Here is a 15,628-nt window from a genome sequence, read left to right as displayed (position 1 = left end):
GCTGCCGGGAATGCCGGAACCTCCGGCGTCCGTATCTCGCGGCTCGTCCAAGCGGGCGGTTGTGTCCAACTCCGAGCTTCTTCCTACGGAATCGGACATCCGCCGCTTCAACTCTAAGGTGGTGCAGTCTCCGCGCTGTTGGTTCTGGACCGGTGCAATCTCTACCCCGGACGGGTACGGACGTTTTACCTTTCAGAACCGGGACGAACAACGCACCATGCTTGCGCACCGATTCGCGCTACTGGCCTCCGGGGTTTCGATCGGCTCGAGTGATGTTGCCGAGCACGCGTGTAACGAGCCGCTGTGTGTTCGCGTATCCCCGAAACACGTCCACCGCTCCACTCAATCTGCAAACCTGCGTCACGCAGTCAAGCGGGGGCGCCACATTGGAAACCGCCCGTCTGTACAATCAAGGCGACGCGCGGAACGGTCGTTTCGCGTCCGAGCCGCGCTAGAGAATGGGTGGGACGAGCAGTCTTACCGCCTTGCGGTTCAGCCGGCGATAGCCGATCAACTCGAGCTCTTCCCTATCGCAGATAAGTCGCATCTGGACTAACCTCTCCCCTAGGGGCCGCACCCCCAACAAGTGAAGCCCTTAGACAATGCCCCCGTTGTCCGCCGCCTCCCAAAGAAGGGAGGCGGCGTCCGTGTTTGTGTCAGGGAGCGGGATTGTGCCGGTCGACTCGAGGGACGCCCCTAGAGCTCGTGTCCGTTATCTCGGGTATCGGCGAGCGGTGCGCCGGCGGAGTCACTTGCGGATCGTGGGGTGCCCTGTTGGCTACGTTGTGCCTTGATCCGTTCAAGCGCGGTCTGTTCTTCCGGAGCGGCCTGGGGAGCGCGCGGTGTCGCGCCTGCTGCGTCATACGCGGTGAGGAAATTTGCCAGTCGCTCGGTGGAGGCGCGCTGTTGCTTTCCGTGATCGACAAGGATGTTAAAGAGCTCGTTGGTCGGCGCTTCCTGCGCGGCGAACTTCAGCGCGTCTGCCACGGCGTCAAACCCTCGCCGATAGGAGTCGTGGAGCACTTTGTAGGCGCTGTCGCGCAAACTGTGCTGGGGCGTATCGAGGACCGCAATGTTGACGAGCAAGTGGCTCACATTCTCCGGGTGGGCGATGCCAAGTGCGTCATAGTTTGCGAGCAGGTGGGTGTTAACACTTACGGCGTCGCGGCCGAGTCCCCGGGAGTGGCTGTCTTTGATGGCGGTGAACATTTGCCCGTAGAGCGGGTTATAAAAGTCATCCTCGCGGAGAGTTTCGAGAACGAAGGAGGCCGCGGATTCATTCGCGGACCACAGCAGTTCATTGAGCACCTGGACCTCGGGGTCGAAATTGAAGCCCGGGCGCGTCATGGCGTCAATGTCGCGTCGGTGAGTGCCAGTGAAGCCGCCGTGTTTCCGGCGGCCTCATCTTCCGGCAAGGGTGTGGTACGCGTCAGCACCCCAGTGGCGGTGATCATGGTGCCGTGGTCGCATTCGGTAGCAATTCTTTGCGCCAGCGGTCCGTCAGCGTAAGCGTGCGCGTCGAGCAGCCATCGAGGGTTGTCGGGGTCTTTAGCGAAGATGCGCACCTTCACACTCGTTGGGCACGTAGAGTCATCGACTACGGCCGAGCCGTAGATCCTGCCCTGAATCGTGGTCGTCATTGCGGGTTCCCTTCTGCCGATCTACCTGTGTATCTATTGCTGCGATTCGATGTAGTCAAGGGGCGGGCACTTCTCGCTCAGCTCGGCGTCCCGCGCGAGTGCGGCCTCCCGTTCCTCCCACGACATGTCCGCGTATGGGCTGTTACTGAGCGCCTCCGACAGGAGCTCGCCGTTGCCAATAACGCCGCTGTCGACGCGCTCCTGCGTCTGGCGGCGCCCGCGTTCTGCGGCATACAGACCTGCGCAGGGATCGATGCCAGTTGAGTCAATTTGCTCCTGGCGCCACGCCTGTTGAGCCTTCTCCCCTTCGTCACTGAAGTTGTACGCGGCCTGGTTGAAAAAGATTCCTGCAGCGCCCAGGAAGAGGACCGCAGCGAGAAAAAGTGCGACCGGAAAGAAACTGAATACGAGGCCGGCAACGAGTCCATTCCGGCGAACCCGAGTTCTGATGATTCCGAGAATTCCGAGCAAAAGGACGGCAGTAAACAGGCTCATTGGGGCTCCTCAAGGCAACGGTAGATGGTCGAGCGACTGACGTGATGTTCTGTAGCCAAGGCACTTTTCGATTCTCCGGCGGCGGCGCGGGCTCGAACGTCTCGGACTTGTTCGGGCGAAAGAATCCGCTTGCGGCCTTTGTACTTGCCCGCCTTCTTTGCGAGCGCGATTCCTTCCGCCTGGCGTTCGCGGATCAGCTCTCTCTCAAACTCGGCGAAGCTTCCAAGGATCCCCAACAGAAAAGTTGCGCGCGCGTCTGTATTCCCCGGGGCGAAGGTGAGACCTTCCTTGAGGAAGCGCACCGTGGCGCCTTTCGAGACGATCTCGTCGATGATGTTGCGGAGATCGACTAACGATCGGGCTAGGCGGTCGATGGAAGCCACTTTGAGAACGTCGTCGGCGCGCAGATAACTGACACAGGCGTCGAGCCCTGGGCGAGCGGCTCGACTTTTGGCCGACTGCTTATCAAGAAACTCTTTGTCGGTGGCCCCCACAGCCTCTCTCTGCCGCGATGGGTTTTGGTCAACGGATGAGACACGAATGTACGAAACGGTTTGGCCCGCCACCGCAACTCCCTTCTGTGTGTCATGAAGTCATTAACCTCACTGCGAAAGTGTAGCAGAATTGCAAATAGGACATGCTGACACAGGAGAAACCGCCCGGCCAGCCGTGTCGCACGAGGGTGTACCCAAGTGACACACGAGAAGTACCGCCCCCGGCCGGGATCGCGGCTCCTCCTTGGAAGGACATGGCACACCGCGCGCTGAACGCGCCGATCTTCTCCACCCTCCTGGCCGGCCCCGGCCGAAAGTTGCGGCAGGTCTATAAATCTCCCCTCCACTCCGCAACCCACGCCGCAACCTCCACGGACCGCAGCCATTCCCGCTCACGCCACGTGCCGCCGCACCCCTCCCCCTCCTTGTTTGTTCTTTTGAAAGCAAGCGAATCTTCGATTCGCGCGGTAGCCCAACGAGCGTAGCGAGGCGGGAGTTTCGGAGGGTGGGTTCCCGTGAATAGCTCGGTTCCAGCGGCATACCTAGAGGAGTGTTAAAGGTATAGAGGATTTAAAAGGTTTTATAGGGTGAACTCCATTTTTGCCGTTTAACCTGCCTTTATGGCAGATATAGCGTGACTCAATGTACGAACTAGCGTGACTCAATGTACGAACTAGCGTGACTCAATGTACGAACTAGCGTGACTCAATGTACGAACTAGCGTGACTCAATGTACGAACTAGCGTGACTCAATGTACGAATGGTGATCGGCCGGGGCAGAAGCTCCTGGATAACTAAAACATCCACCGAGGCCGGCTCGGTGGATGTGGGTGTCTCTGGGCTTAAAACTGCGGGCCGCGGTGAGGCGGAACGATCTTCGGGTCGACGGGCGTGATCTTGCCGGTGAGGATCACTCCACCCGGCCATTCACTTATGCCTGACTCTGGCCACGCCTCCGCGATACGGGCGATGGCTCCGCGCGCTTTTCTCCGAAAGTCGCGCATACCTTGTAGGGAGTCTGGGTAGCCTGTGCCGATCTGGCCTTTTAGTTGCTCCCATGTCACGCGGGTAGTTCCGCTGTGGGTGTAGATGCGGTGGGCGGCCCACCCGTAGAGATCAAGGGCTAGGCAGGAATTGTAGAACTTGGCGATATGCACCGAGGAAAGTGGAACGGCATGGTTTACGAGCGACTCAAAGAACTTGCGCGTTAGGACGATGTACGAACCTTTGGCGAGGTTTCCGGACACGTCAGCATCTTCCCACCAAAAAAAGCTTTCCTCGGCAATAAGCGTGGCTGTCGTGTCACGCCCGTGGCCGGTATTAGTGCGGGAGTTGTGCCGGACGGTGATTGTCGTGTGGGCCAGACGGGTTAGTTGCTTGGAGAACGCGGCGTACTGGCTCTTGCCCGCGCGCTGACCCGGCTTGATAATCCCCATTTCCCGCAAAATGCGCTGAATGCTGCCCCCGAGGGGGATGATGCGCGCTTCGTCGATGTCCATCTCGGCGTTGCGCTTGCAGGCTTCGCGGGTGAGCCAGAACAGAATCAGGCGTACAACATGTCCGTAGGGCAATTCGTCACCTGTGGCGCTGACCATCATTACGGTCATGTTTCCGTTGTGGAGGACGAGCGTGCCCTCCCGAGCGCCTCGCACGCTGTGCGGGAAGGTGGCCTTGGTGAATAGCGAGCTTGTGAAAGCGTAGGGCTCGGTCACCCCCGCTGCTTCAATGAACTCGACCTCTTTGAGGATTGCAGCCTCGTCCAGGCCGAAGTCGTTGTCGGGGTGGTTCTCGGTGGTCATGCTGCTTGTCCTTTCCGATGCGGGCTCGGCGACGTGACAGCAACACATTTTCTCGGTAGTGTTGAGACACGTCACCGGGTCGCACTTTTACTGGTTTCCGGTACGCCCTCCCCACAACGAGCGGCTAACTCGTGGGGAGGGTTTTTCCTATCTGTGGACCATTAAATCACGTCGGTGTGATTCAGTGCGGCCGTGGTGAGGCGGTGCGTCTTGCCGGGGCTAGACCACGGCCTCACGGGTGGATTCCTCCGCGGCGTTCAGAGTGGCGTTTTGTTCGCTCTCGAGGCCGGCTGTTTGGCTTCGTGGGCTGATTTGTTGCTGGAGCTGAATTCGTGCAGCGGGTGTCATGTCCTCGACTGATTGAGGAGGTGGGCCTGACGGCGCGGTCTCGTTGGCGCCTATCTGGGCCAAACGATCGGGGCGAAACCCCGAAAAGGACTCCCCCGTATCCAAGACGACGACGGGGGCAGATGTGTGCCCCAGTGCCAGAAGGTCCTCCCGGTGCTGGGCCGCATCGCGTTTCTCGTATTCTCGGCCGTGGTCGTCAAGCCATCGGATTGTCAGCCGGCATTGTGAGCACCCTGGAGCGCTGTAGACGATCAATGGACCTCTCCCCTCTCTCCACTTCCTTTTGTGGTCAGTGTGTCCTATGGCACGTCGAGCGGGCAATGGGTACAGGGGCCCATCGACGCTAAAGGGTCGGGGTGTCCTGCTGTTGCTCGGCAGGCGTCGGCAGCGAATCGGCGGGAGGACGCTGCCCTGGGGTTTTTCTTTGCAGGTTAAGTCGCTCGGCTGCGCTCAAGCCTTCAAGGGCGGGTTCGTCTGGACTCGGGGCTTCACTGTAGAGCGCCTCATGATTTTTCCTGGCTACTTCGCGGGCCCGCGATAGCGAGGATTTGATCGTGCCTTCGGCTACGCCATTTTCCTGCGCCATCTCGGCAACTGTTTTACCTGCGAGGCGACCGGAAATGATGCGGATCTGAAGGTCGTTTAGCCCCTTAGTCAGCTCGGTGTACAGCGAGGAGGCTTCAAGGAGGTCACTGGAGCGATCTTCTTCAACGAAAAGGTTCTGATACTCATCTGCAGCGTTTTCTAGGTTAAGTGTCCTTTCTGAGTACCTTTTCTCGGCCTTTTTGGCATCAATTGCCGCGTTGATAGCGATTTGGGTGAGCCACGTGGAGAATTTTGCTTCGCCCCTAAAGTTCTCCAGGCGTCTAAATGCGCGCGTCCATGTTTCGGAATAGAGCTCGTCTGCTTCACTCTGGTCGCGCGCAAGGTTGCGCTTGACGAGCAGACCCGTGACGGGGAGCTTATTGCGATTGTAGATGGGGCTTATGTAGGAGGTATTTCCAGTTTCCAGGAACCGCTCAAGATTATCTTGGTCAGGATCTTCGACTAAGACAGGATCAAGCGATTTCCACACGTTGCGCAATGCGTGCCGTGTTTCGCGGTACGTCTGCCCACGACTGGCAGCTAACTCCACTAGGGACTTCCCGTTGCGGTGTTGCTCGAGCAACATTTGCGACGCATAGGGCAGGGACCTAATGGCACCAGGGAGACGTTTGGACGCCTCCCCCTCGGCCGTAAAGTAGCTTCGGCTGCGTTTTGTGTACTCGTTCTGGAGTTCCGCGTCCACGATCTCCGCGAGCGTGTCCCGCAAACGTGCTGCGTATGATGTGGTCTCGTCGACGGGGCGGTTCTCTAACACTCTGTGGACTGTGCGCTGTTCTCGCGCCAGGAGGACGGCAGAGACCTGGGAGACAGCCCCGGCATCGGCGAGGGCGGCGATGAGTTCCGCCAATGAAGCGTCGTTAGGATTCATCATCTCGTACCTGCTGAATCATGGATATAAGGCTCTCGGGCATGGTGGGGGCGGGTAGTTCAGAATGGTTTTCACCAGTTTTCCGGCGGATGACACTCAGCGCGGTGCTAGCGTCATTCCACTGGCAAAGTGCGACGGCATACTCGGCTGTTGCTCGGGTGATCCCCTCAGTGAAATCTGAGACCAGGAAGGCTTCTACGGCCTCGACTTCTTCAAAGGGCAGGATCCGGGTCCCGTAATCATCGGGGTTTTGCGGCAGCCCCAGTTCCTGGGCGAGGAGGAGCTGTGTCGTGCTCTTGACTTCCGTGAGGCAATGCTCAAACGATCGGGATCCTTGCGGCGTGGGCATGAGGGAGATGATCTCGTGCACCGCCTTACTTTCCCAAGGCAGTGGCTGGGTCCAAGCGGGTGCCTCCGCTACATGTTCGTTGTAGAGGTATGCGTATCCCGCAAGGAGATCGAGGTAGACGCTACGGGCGATGATGCCCCAGTGCCCGTCCTCCAGTCGGTCGACAAGTCGTGCGAGCTGCCCGATGGTGACTTCGTTCTTTCCCACGTGCCGCATTTCCTTTCTGCTAGTGGAGTGTCGGTTTTCTGTATTCGACTGCGTGCCTACGCTTCAAGTTCCCTCGCGGCGCCTCAACGTAAACGCTTGCGAGCCGTAGTGCCGTAAATGCGCACAACCGTATGTACGGATATGCGCTGGGTTGCGGCCCGGGCATACGGCGACCTGTAGGTGCGGCAATACGGCGCGGCGGGGTCATGGTGGGCTACTCCAGCTCGGAAGATCGATCTTGAACCTGCGAGGGGTCATGCGGCTGCACATCCTGACGCGGGGCGTCCATATGCAGCCGGCGTTGTGCCTGCAGTCGCTGCTGCGGAGACATTCGTTCGGGAGCCGTGGCCATGTCGTGAGATTGCCAGGCAGAGGCCTGCTCTTCTGCGGTTCCGTCGACCTTCACGATGGGGGAGGATTTGGGGTGATAGGTAATCCCCGCCGCCAGCATGGACTTGGTGGGGTTGAGCTCCAGGCTGTAACCGGGTGAGCGGCCCTTGCTGGCGAGGCGCTGCATGTACTCGCGTCGGGCGCGTTTTTCCCCGTCGGAGTTGTTGAACTTGCGCAGACGCTCCTGGACTGTGTGTAGATCCGAGGTCTTTTGCTCCAGTTCGTCCTGTTCCGGGAATTCCCCCAGATCATCACCGGTTTCCAGGCGGTTGATCTCGCGGCGCACCTTCTCGATGTCCTCCTCTGCCCGGGCGTGGGCGTTGACCACGGCGTTGACGGAGGACTCCATGCGGGTCAGGAACCCGGAGCGGGACTGCGGCAGGTTCGCGTTTTCCTCGGCGGTGCGCACCTGTTCGTCGCGGATGAGGTTGTCGGGGATGGGTTTCGGGTGCTGTCCGGCGGGACTGCTGATGAACAGCCCGGAGTGCTCGAAGCTGTAGTGGGCGTAGAGAACAACGCCCCCGATTTCGCCGATGGGTTGTTTCTCCGTGCTGCGCGAGCGGGAGACGGCGGCAAGTTGTGCCGTCATGGCCTCGGTGGCCTCCTTGCGGTCGGTGTAGGCAACCCCGCCGAATGTCCACGTCTTCTCCCCGCTGTCGGCCTCCAGCCACGTCTTCGCGGTGGGGACCAGTTGCTCCAGTGTTTCCTTGCGCTGCTGGAGGCGGGGCAGTTCCTGGCGGTTGTAGCGCAGGTAGAACTCGGCGGATTCTTTCTGCGCGGTGTGCTCGGTCTTCTTTGACTGGAGTTCGTCCACCTCGCGTTTCAGGGCGATTTCCTTGGCGAAGTCGGGGTTGCCCGTGGCAAGCGACTTGTTGCGTGCCAGCACATCATCGTCATTGTCCTCGACTGCCAGCTCGTTGTGTTCCAGTGCTCCCCGGTAAATCTGCTGGATGAAGTCGTGCTTGGCTTTAATCAGGGACCAGGAGTGGCCGTCAGCGGTGCCGGCGGAGATGTACTCGTAGATGCGCACAGCAGTGTTCTGGTTTCCCTGCCGCACGATGCGCCCGTTGCGCTGCTCCATGTCGGCCGGCCGCCACGGCACGTCAAGGTGGTGCAGGGCAACCGCCCGGGCCTGGATGTTCGCTCCAGTGGAGAGTTTAGGGGTGTTTCCCACGATCACGTCCACGTGGCCGTTGTTGCAGTCATCGAAAAGTTGCAGCTTGCGGTCGTCCCATTCATGGATGAAGCGGATGCGCGATTTCTCCATACCGCGTGCCACGAGCTCCTCGCGCAGGGCCTCGTAGACGGTGAACTTGTTCGGGTCACTCGACGGAACACCCCTGTCGCAGAAGACGATCTGTAGCCCACCCCGGTTGGGTGACTGCGCCCCAAATTGGTCGAGGTAGACGTTATCGCGGTTGGCGCGCCACTCCTCGGCAATGGTGTCGGCAACGGTCTTTAACCTCCCTACCTCCGGGTCGTGGTCGAGGTTGGCGAGGCGCGGGTCGAGCGTGGCTTTCTTTCCGTCGTTGATCAGTTTCAGCGGGTTATCGACGAAGGATTCCACCAAACGGAGCTGCTCTTCGCGCCACATCAGGTCGCGGCTGAGGTCCTTGACCTCCTGCCCGGGGTCGAAAGTAATCACGGTCGGCTCCCCATTGGGCAAGGAGGGCAGATTCACCGGGATTTGGCTGCGGTCCACGAAATCCATGAACGGGGAGTTCATCAGGGTGATCTCGCGGACGTTGACGTAGCGGGCAATCTTTGTCTTTTCGGTGATGCGTCCACCGGAGCTGAAGTCGAGGGCGGTGACGGCCTCGGTGAAGTTGTTCGCCCAGGCGTTGACCCCCGAGATGCCTGCCTCCTCGAGCAGGTCGGGGCGCAGGTAGTGCTGCATCACCCAGAGCTCGGCAATGGCGTTACTGATCGGGGTGCCGGTGGCGAAAGTGACCACGGGAGCACCGGGGCGCTTATGGGAGCGCAACCAGTCGATTTTCATGTCCATGTCCGTCGCCTTGGCGGCACCACTGTCGGCCAGCTCGGGGTTGGGGGAGACGCGCGCGAGGTTTTTGTAACCGTGGGCTTCATCCACGATGAGGTAGTCGATGCCGGTCTGGTCGAAGGTGATCCCGGTATCGGTTCCCACCTGGGCAAGTTTCTTTTCGTGGGCAACCTGCATCTTGGACAGGCTGTCCTCGATGTCTTTGACGGTGCGGCTGTGGTCTCCGGAGCTTTCCTCCAGGGCCTCCAGGTCACGACGCAGGTCAGCAATCTTGTTCTGCAGATAGTCCGCCTCGATCTCGGGGGAGACAGAAAGCTTAGTGAAGACGGATTCGGGAATAACTACCAGGTCCCAGTCGTTGGTCGCGGCCTGGGCGGCAAAGAGTTGCCGCCCGTCGCCTCCGCCGATGGCTGATGCCCCGGAAAGGACACGCGCACCCGGGTACCACTGGTTGGCCTCACGCGCAATCTGTTCGACGAGGTGGTTCGGCACGACCAGGGCGGGCTTTCTGACTTTGCCGAGGCGTTTGAGCTCCATTGCCCCCATGACCATGGAGCCGGTTTTGCCCGCGCCCACGACGTGATTGAGCAGCACGCCGGGCTCATTAATCATGCGCTCGACGGCATCACGCTGGTACGGATACGGGGTGTATCCCTCAGACATGCCCGGAAATTGCAGCTCACTACCGTCATAGACGGGGGCGACAACGTTGTTGAATTGGTCGTTGTAGGCCTCGATGAGTTTCTCGTGGCGGGCGGGATCCTCATTTGCCCAGGAGGAGAAGCGCTCGAAAAGCTCACGGGACTTCCTTCCCGCGGCCTGGGTGGCCTCGGGGTAGAGCACTGTTTTCTTCTCGGGGTCGGGAACCTCAAGTTTTTCGCGGGCCTCCAGGGAGTAGTTGAGGCGTGGGCTCGACGAGTTCATGGCGTGGACCAACGCGTCCCCGGCGGGAAAGACCACGGAACTGCGTCCCCGGTGTGCGACACCGTGGTGGGATAGGCCCTGCATGCGCCTGTCTCGGGAGCGGAAGTTGAATTCGCCGTCGGCGTTTGCTGCCGCGAGTCCAAAGCGGGTATCCACTTCGGTCTTTTGCCACCAGGTTTTGGGAAGTGCCACGGACCAGGAGTCACCGACGTTTTGTACGTCGATTTCGCTGCGTTTGGACTGCTCAATCTCAAAGGTTTCGGCGATGAAGTCGATGTAGATCTCCTTGGGGATCCACGTTGCGCCGAGGTTTATGGTGATGCCTTCGGTGATGCGTTCCGGCTGCGCGGCGCGCAGAGCCTCCATGTTGGGGATGAAGCGTGCGTCGTCGGCGGAGATGGACTCTGCTTCGCGCAGTTTCGTGCGCACGGCTCCGGCGAGATAACGTTGGCGCGGGATCCACTCCTCGGGGGATTGCGGATCGCGGAAGGCGAGGCCGTCGCGCTGCAATTCGTCCTCGACGGCGGCGGCGTCGTAGCCGTCGAGAAGATCTGCCAGGTTTGCGGCGGTGAGCGCAGTGTCGCTTGTGGTAAGCATCTTCACCGCGTCTCTGAGGGTGTCTGCGCTGTCGGGCTGTACCACGGTGCGGATGGGATTGGTGGAAAAAAGCGGGCCCTTGGTGGCTGTCTTGGTGTCCTCGTCGTAGCGCTCCAGCGCATAGACAGCATTCATGAAGGGGTCGGCAGCGAGAGCGCCTTCGAGGTGGCGGCGTTTGACCGTGGCTGTACTTGACGGCTGGCGTGCCTGGTCGAGCAGCTCGTCGTAGACCTCGACGGGCAGCTCACCTTCGAAGGGGCGGTCGTCGATGGCGTTTTCCTTGCGCCATTTCGTCTCCAACCCCGCGAGGGCCTTTTTAACCTGTGCCTCGGACTTTTTACGCGGCTCCTGTACTTCGTGCAGGTTGATCGGACCGTGGGTTTCGACGTAAGCGTCGTATTGGGCATTGAGCTGGTCACGCAGGGCGTGGATGTCGGCGGTGTTTTCGTCGCGGCACGCGGTGAGCAGCGCGGTGGTGGTGTCGCGCATGTCGATCAGGCGTGCCCACTGCTCGGCGTATTTCTTCGCGGGATGCACCTCAACCCATTGTGTGGTGCCGGCGGTGTTTTGCTTCTGCTCGAACGTCAGCGTCTCGCCGTCGCGCTCGTAGCGCAGCGTGCCGACGACCGCCTCCATTTCATCACGGGCGGTGTCGATCAGACCGGTGGTGCTCACCGTTTCGGAGATGGTGGTGCCGGCGGTGAGACCGTAACCGTCGTTGACGGCCTGGCCGATGTCGGCGGTGAGACGGGTGCGCACCTGCTCGGATAGGGCAGTAGTGGTGTCGGCGTCGATGGCCAGCTGCGCCCCGTAGCGTCCCGTGGTGGCGCGAAGGGTGCCCAGAATGTTTTCGGGGTGTTCGGCGAAGAACTTGTTGAGACGAAATGTCTGCCCGTCTACCTCCACCTCGGTGGTGGTCAGGAAGTCCTCGGTGCGCTCAGTCGGTTCCTGGCCGTCTTCGCGGACGCGGAAGATAAGCACGTCGGTGGTGACCTCGGTTCCCGCGTTGGCGGCAAACGCGCCGTTTTTGCCCGATGGCAGGCGCACTCCCGTGATGAAGTCGGCGCGGTCGGTGAGCTCGGCGCGGGGTCCGAAACTGTTGGATCCCTTGGCGTCGGCGGTACCGGTGCTGGTGACAACTGCGACGTAACCGCCCGGTTTAGTCAGGTCAACGGACTTCGAGATGACGTAGTTGTGAAGGCTGAGACCGTGCGGGTTACGCACCGGATCGTAGGGCGCGTACTGGGCAAAGGGGACGTTGCCGATGGTGGCCGTGAACGTGTCGTCGGGTAAATCAGTGGCGGCGAAGTCCTCCGACCTGATTTGCGCTCCCGGGTTAAGAAGTGCGGCAATGCGCGCGGTGGTGGGGTCGAGCTCGACACCGACAGCGCGTGTCCCCTCCGGAGCAGTGGAAAGGAAGGTGCCCTTGCCGCAGCCAGGTTCGAGCACGGGCCCACCACGGTATCCGGCGTGTTCGAGCGCTGCCCACATGGCGCGTGTCAGGTCTGCGTCGGTGAAAAACGCTGAAAGGACAGTACGCCGGGCGCTTTGGTAGTCGCGGGGGGAGAGTAGTTGTTGCAGGTAGTCGCGCTCGCGCGCGTAGCGGTCGTTGCGCTCGTCAAATACGTCCGCGAGAGCTCCCCATGACTGCCACTGGGTGAGCAGACCGCGCTGGGCCTCGGTGAGGATGGCGGGGTCGGTGTCCTCACTAATGGAGACGAGCTCCTCCAGGGCGCGGATGTTGCGCCCGATAGAGGTGGCGGGATTTATCGGCGGGCGGCGATCCGCTCGTCCCAGTACTTCTGCGCCGCCCGCGCTTTCGCCTCGATCTCTAGGTAGTCGGGGTGTGCGGGACTGTTCGGGATCGGCAGGCCGAGAAACAGGCGTCGCTCCAGCAGCGTTCCCGCCAGCATCCTGAACCGAGGTGGCTCGTCGCCCCACAGTTCCCGCACCGCGTCCGTCGCCTCCCGGCTGGTGTAAATCTGATCGGGGTCCTTCCACCACCCGTCCGGGTCGCGCAGCGCCTGAAAGTGAGGACTGTCCTCCTCGTCCTGTTCCGCCTGCCGTGCGACGATCTCCTGCGTCAGCGGCTCCAGGTACTCGCCCATGATCTGGTCCGTCGCCAACTGCTTCGACTGGGCGACGATGCTGCCGCGCTGCGGGCCGTCCGGCCACTGGCCGGTCTTGTCCTTCAGCGCGTAGATCGCCTCCGTCTCGATCTCCGAGGCGCGGTCCTGCCACGCCTGGCACATCTGCTGGTAGAGCTGCTCGATCTGCTCCTCGGTCGTTTCCGAGTCGTAGGCCGTCAGCGTCGCTTCCACGTCCGCTCGATGGATCATTCGTGTCTCCTAACAGGTCAAAAATGCTGAGTTGGTTTTCATTGGGGGTTACACGTTTCCGACTCCTGCGCGCCATTTCGCCTCTCGCTCCGTAGATCCAGCATGTCGTGTGCTGCTAATCGTATGGAACTTCGTTGGGCGTGGGACCCCAAAACGCTACTTTCAACGGGTAGAGATACGTGCATACGGCGAACCGTAACGCCGGGGATACGGCACTACGGCGAGCCGTATGGATGGTATCGCTTACGGGGACTCCTCTGGTGCGTTCGCTTCGAGATACTCGCGCACGAGAGTCGTGATGATGTCTGTCATTGTTCGGTCCTCGCTCAGGGCCTGCATGTGGAGTCGCTTGTGCAGCGTGGGGTCCATCAGGATGGTGAGCTTCTTATTCGGTGTGCTACGAGTCTGAAGGACGTCCTGGGCCGTGGAGGGTTTGGTGCGATTGGTTCGTCGACTGAACGGGCTAGACACGCTCTGCCTCGACAATCTGCTCGGCAATGCTCTCGTAGCCGTGCAGCGTGCCTGTAGGGGTGCTCCCGTACCAGCGGCGGATTTCCTCGCGGCGCGGGATTGCCCCTCGGAACGTTTTGATGTTGTCCTCCTGGAGCGCTTCTTTTAGCGCGCCCGTGGACTTAGCGCTGAGCAGGACGCTGGTGAGAAGAACGACAGCCTTGTCCTTACCTGCGATGTCGATGGTGTCCCACATGCGTTCGGTTTCAATCCCCGAGGGCTGAACCGGCACGATAACAACGTCGGCGGCGGCAATCGCTGTGTCGATAAGCGTGGGGTTTCCGGGCGGGCAGTCGAGGATCGTGAAGTCCGTGGTCTCCCGAAGGTTTTTTGTGGTGTGGACATTTCCAAGGGTCACGGGAAACGCCAAGGGTTCGCCGGCGTCCTCGGCCATTTGAGCCCACTCCGTGGCGCTGCCCTGCGGGTCAAGATCGACGACCGTGACAGACCGGCCGTGGCGGTGGAAAGCGGTTGCGAGCAAGATGGCGGACGTTGTTTTTCCGGTTCCGCCCTTCAAGTTTGAGATGGCAATGACGGTCATCGTTGTTCCTTTCGTGTGTCTTTGGCCTACTGCCGCGAGCGCCGAATAAGGCGATCGGCGTAGCTTTCCGCCTCTTGTGTTTCTTTTGCCTGGGCCACCAATGCGTCGGCGATCGCCCGCTGGTGACTTCCGTCGAGGGCGTCGAAGTCAGTGGAAAGAGAGGTGACAATGCGCGCGAGTGCGGCCTCCCGGCCGCTAAGCGTCGGGTCGTCAGCGTTCCATTGCAGAGCACGTTTGAGCTGCGGGTCGGCGTTCATTTTGTCTCTGAGCGATTTCACCGTTTCTCCTTCCGGGAGACCAGCTTGTATCCGAGGGATTTTCTTGGGGGTGGAAACCCTGAAAGAGACCGATCACGGCTTCCATAACCGGAGGATACGGCAATACGGAAACACGCGCAACCGGCTATACGGCGATACGGGTAAATGGCTATACAGGTCTGCCGCGTAGGGGGCTTGGCCATGCGGATGGGAAACGCCGTGTCAGACATGCCAAGGAAACAAAACTAGCCAAACTCCGCGAATTCGGGTAGCGTTCATGGCATGAGCAAAGAGGAACGGAAAGAAAGTGAAGAACGGTGGTTGTCGCCACCTCAAGTCGCGCAGATGCTGCCCGAGAAACCGTCTGCGGAGACTGTGAGGAATTGGGCGGCAGCGGGAAAGCTGCCGGGGGCTCGGCGAACGCCCGGTAACCGGTGGCTGATCCCCGAAAGTGCAGTGCGGGTAATCCTGGAGGGGGGAGTGTAACCGTGAAGCAAAGAAAAAATGCTCTTGCTGGGAACAAGAGCATTCGAAACGACTCAACTGGGCAGTTGGTGTTTACATTCAACAGTATCGCAAAGGGTTCCTCCCTGGTCAACTCGATTAAATCGCACTTAGATCACACTGCAAGGTGGTGTTTTAAGCCATGAGTGTGAAAGCTGTTGCATGGGTGCTTGACGACCTTCAGGGATTGAAACCCGGGCCGACGCTCGTCATGCTGGCGTTGGCCGACTTCGCCGATGAGCGCAACTCGTGCTTTCCCGGCCAGGAGAGAATTGCCGCACGGGCACGATGCTCCAAAAGGTCGGTGATCAACTACCTCCGGGAACTTCAGGAGCTAGGGCTTATCTCGGTTGAATCGCGCACCTACAGCCAGGGCCGTGGATCAATCCGGCGGACCTCAAACCGATACATCCTCCATGTCGGAAAGACCTACAGCCTCGAAAGTGCACAATCTGCACCCGCGAAGAAACCCGCAGGTAAAAGCGAAGATGCAGAATCTGCACCCTCGAATTTCCAAAGTGCAGAAACCCGCGTTTCGAAGGTGCAGCCCGTTGCACCTAAAGAACCATCAGTAAAAGAACCACCAGTCCCCCCAACCCCCGAAGGGGGCCGGGCGGCACAGCCGCCTGGAGCCTCGCCGGCCGGCGAGGCCTGGGAGGAGGAACTCTTTTGGACTGATCGACTCGCGTCCATCGCCCTTGCGAGCATTGGTCAGCGTCCAATGCCGGAGAACGTTACCGAGGACGAGCTGGCTGCTG

At 60.4% G+C, this 15,628-nt stretch carries 14 protein-coding genes; 2 read left to right on the top strand and 12 right to left on the bottom strand.

The window, feature by feature from the left end:
• Positions 1–696: 696 nt before the first annotated feature.
• The 12 genes from DYZ02_RS11035 to DYZ02_RS10980 form a co-directional block, all read right to left on the bottom strand.
• The gene (locus tag DYZ02_RS11035; protein WP_115686488.1) at positions 697–1,347 is read right to left on the bottom strand and encodes a DnaB-like helicase N-terminal domain-containing protein; all 651 of its coding nucleotides are present in this window, start codon (positions 1,345–1,347) and stop codon (positions 697–699) included.
• Complete coding sequence (locus DYZ02_RS11030) at positions 1,344–1,640, bottom strand: hypothetical protein (protein WP_115686487.1); 297 nt, start codon at positions 1,638–1,640, stop codon at positions 1,344–1,346. The genes DYZ02_RS11035 and DYZ02_RS11030 overlap by 4 nt, the downstream gene beginning before the upstream one ends.
• 33 nt (positions 1,641–1,673) lie before the next feature.
• Complete coding sequence (locus DYZ02_RS11025; protein ID WP_115686486.1) at positions 1,674–2,135, bottom strand: hypothetical protein; 462 nt, start codon at positions 2,133–2,135, stop codon at positions 1,674–1,676.
• Entirely contained in the window at positions 2,132–2,701 is a 570-nt protein-coding gene (locus DYZ02_RS11020; protein WP_115686485.1) for a recombinase family protein, read from the bottom strand. The genes DYZ02_RS11025 and DYZ02_RS11020 overlap by 4 nt, the downstream gene beginning before the upstream one ends.
• 770 nt (positions 2,702–3,471) lie before the next feature.
• Positions 3,472–4,428 carry a replication protein RepA gene (locus DYZ02_RS11015; protein WP_181896995.1) on the bottom strand — a complete coding sequence of 319 codons (957 nt, stop codon included), beginning with the start codon at positions 4,426–4,428 and terminating at the stop codon, positions 3,472–3,474.
• A 219-nt stretch (positions 4,429–4,647) separates the two neighbouring features.
• Positions 4,648–5,031, bottom strand: a complete 384-nt coding sequence (locus DYZ02_RS11010; protein ID WP_115686483.1) for a glutaredoxin domain-containing protein — start codon at positions 5,029–5,031, stop codon at positions 4,648–4,650.
• Positions 5,032–5,119: 88 nt separating this feature from the next.
• Positions 5,120–6,253, bottom strand: coding sequence for an RNA polymerase sigma factor (locus DYZ02_RS11005; RefSeq protein WP_115686482.1), 1,134 nt, complete (start codon positions 6,251–6,253; stop codon positions 5,120–5,122).
• Positions 6,240–6,806 carry a hypothetical protein gene (locus DYZ02_RS11000; protein WP_147291513.1) on the bottom strand — a complete coding sequence of 189 codons (567 nt, stop codon included), beginning with the start codon at positions 6,804–6,806 and terminating at the stop codon, positions 6,240–6,242. Before DYZ02_RS11000 ends, DYZ02_RS11005 begins: the two co-directional genes overlap by 14 nt.
• 214 nt (positions 6,807–7,020) lie before the next feature.
• The gene (locus DYZ02_RS10995; protein WP_115686480.1) at positions 7,021–12,168 is read right to left on the bottom strand and encodes a DEAD/DEAH box helicase family protein; all 5,148 of its coding nucleotides are present in this window, start codon (positions 12,166–12,168) and stop codon (positions 7,021–7,023) included.
• Positions 12,169–12,485: 317 nt separating this feature from the next.
• Positions 12,486–13,058, bottom strand: coding sequence for a hypothetical protein (locus tag DYZ02_RS10990; RefSeq protein ID WP_115686479.1), 573 nt, complete (start codon positions 13,056–13,058; stop codon positions 12,486–12,488).
• Between the two features lie 463 nt (positions 13,059–13,521).
• Complete coding sequence (locus DYZ02_RS10985) at positions 13,522–14,109, bottom strand: ParA family protein (protein WP_115686478.1); 588 nt, start codon at positions 14,107–14,109, stop codon at positions 13,522–13,524.
• A gap of 26 nt (positions 14,110–14,135) precedes the next feature.
• Complete coding sequence (locus tag DYZ02_RS10980) at positions 14,136–14,387, bottom strand: hypothetical protein (protein ID WP_147291512.1); 252 nt, start codon at positions 14,385–14,387, stop codon at positions 14,136–14,138.
• A gap of 261 nt (positions 14,388–14,648) precedes the next feature.
• Here DYZ02_RS10980 and DYZ02_RS11745 point away from each other — a divergent pair, with 261 nt between their 5' ends.
• A complete protein-coding gene (locus DYZ02_RS11745; protein ID WP_115686476.1) occupies positions 14,649–14,852 on the top strand; it encodes a helix-turn-helix domain-containing protein in 204 nt (67 codons plus the stop codon).
• 160 nt (positions 14,853–15,012) lie between these two features.
• Positions 15,013–15,628 (top strand): helix-turn-helix domain-containing protein (locus DYZ02_RS10970; RefSeq protein WP_147291511.1); only part of this gene is annotated, 616 nt, incomplete at its 3' end.

It is taken from the genome of Corynebacterium senegalense (assembly GCF_900411315.1).
GTDB lineage: Bacteria > Actinomycetota > Actinomycetes > Mycobacteriales > Mycobacteriaceae > Corynebacterium > Corynebacterium senegalense.
The sequence above is the reverse complement of the archived record's forward strand: the minus strand, read 5'-3'. Positions and strand labels throughout refer to the sequence as shown.

What these genes read in the sequence shown, in the direction of transcription:
- DYZ02_RS11035 (WP_115686488.1), bottom strand. Translation starts at nt 1,347, where the DNA reads ATGACGCGCCCGGGCTTCAATTTCGACCCCGAGGTCCAGGTGCTCAAT.
- DYZ02_RS11030 (WP_115686487.1), bottom strand. Translation starts at nt 1,640, where the DNA reads ATGACGACCACGATTCAGGGCAGGATCTACGGCTCGGCCGTAGTCGAT.
- DYZ02_RS11025 (WP_115686486.1), bottom strand. Translation starts at nt 2,135, where the DNA reads ATGAGCCTGTTTACTGCCGTCCTTTTGCTCGGAATTCTCGGAATCATC.
- DYZ02_RS11015 (WP_181896995.1), bottom strand. Translation starts at nt 4,428, where the DNA reads ATGACCACCGAGAACCACCCCGACAACGACTTCGGCCTGGACGAGGCT.
- DYZ02_RS11005 (WP_115686482.1), bottom strand. Translation starts at nt 6,253, where the DNA reads ATGATGAATCCTAACGACGCTTCATTGGCGGAACTCATCGCCGCCCTC.
- DYZ02_RS10990 (WP_115686479.1), bottom strand. Translation starts at nt 13,058, where the DNA reads ATGATCCATCGAGCGGACGTGGAAGCGACGCTGACGGCCTACGACTCG.
- DYZ02_RS10985 (WP_115686478.1), bottom strand. Translation starts at nt 14,109, where the DNA reads ATGACCGTCATTGCCATCTCAAACTTGAAGGGCGGAACCGGAAAAACA.
- DYZ02_RS11745 (WP_115686476.1), top strand. Translation starts at nt 14,649, where the DNA reads ATGAGCAAAGAGGAACGGAAAGAAAGTGAAGAACGGTGGTTGTCGCCA.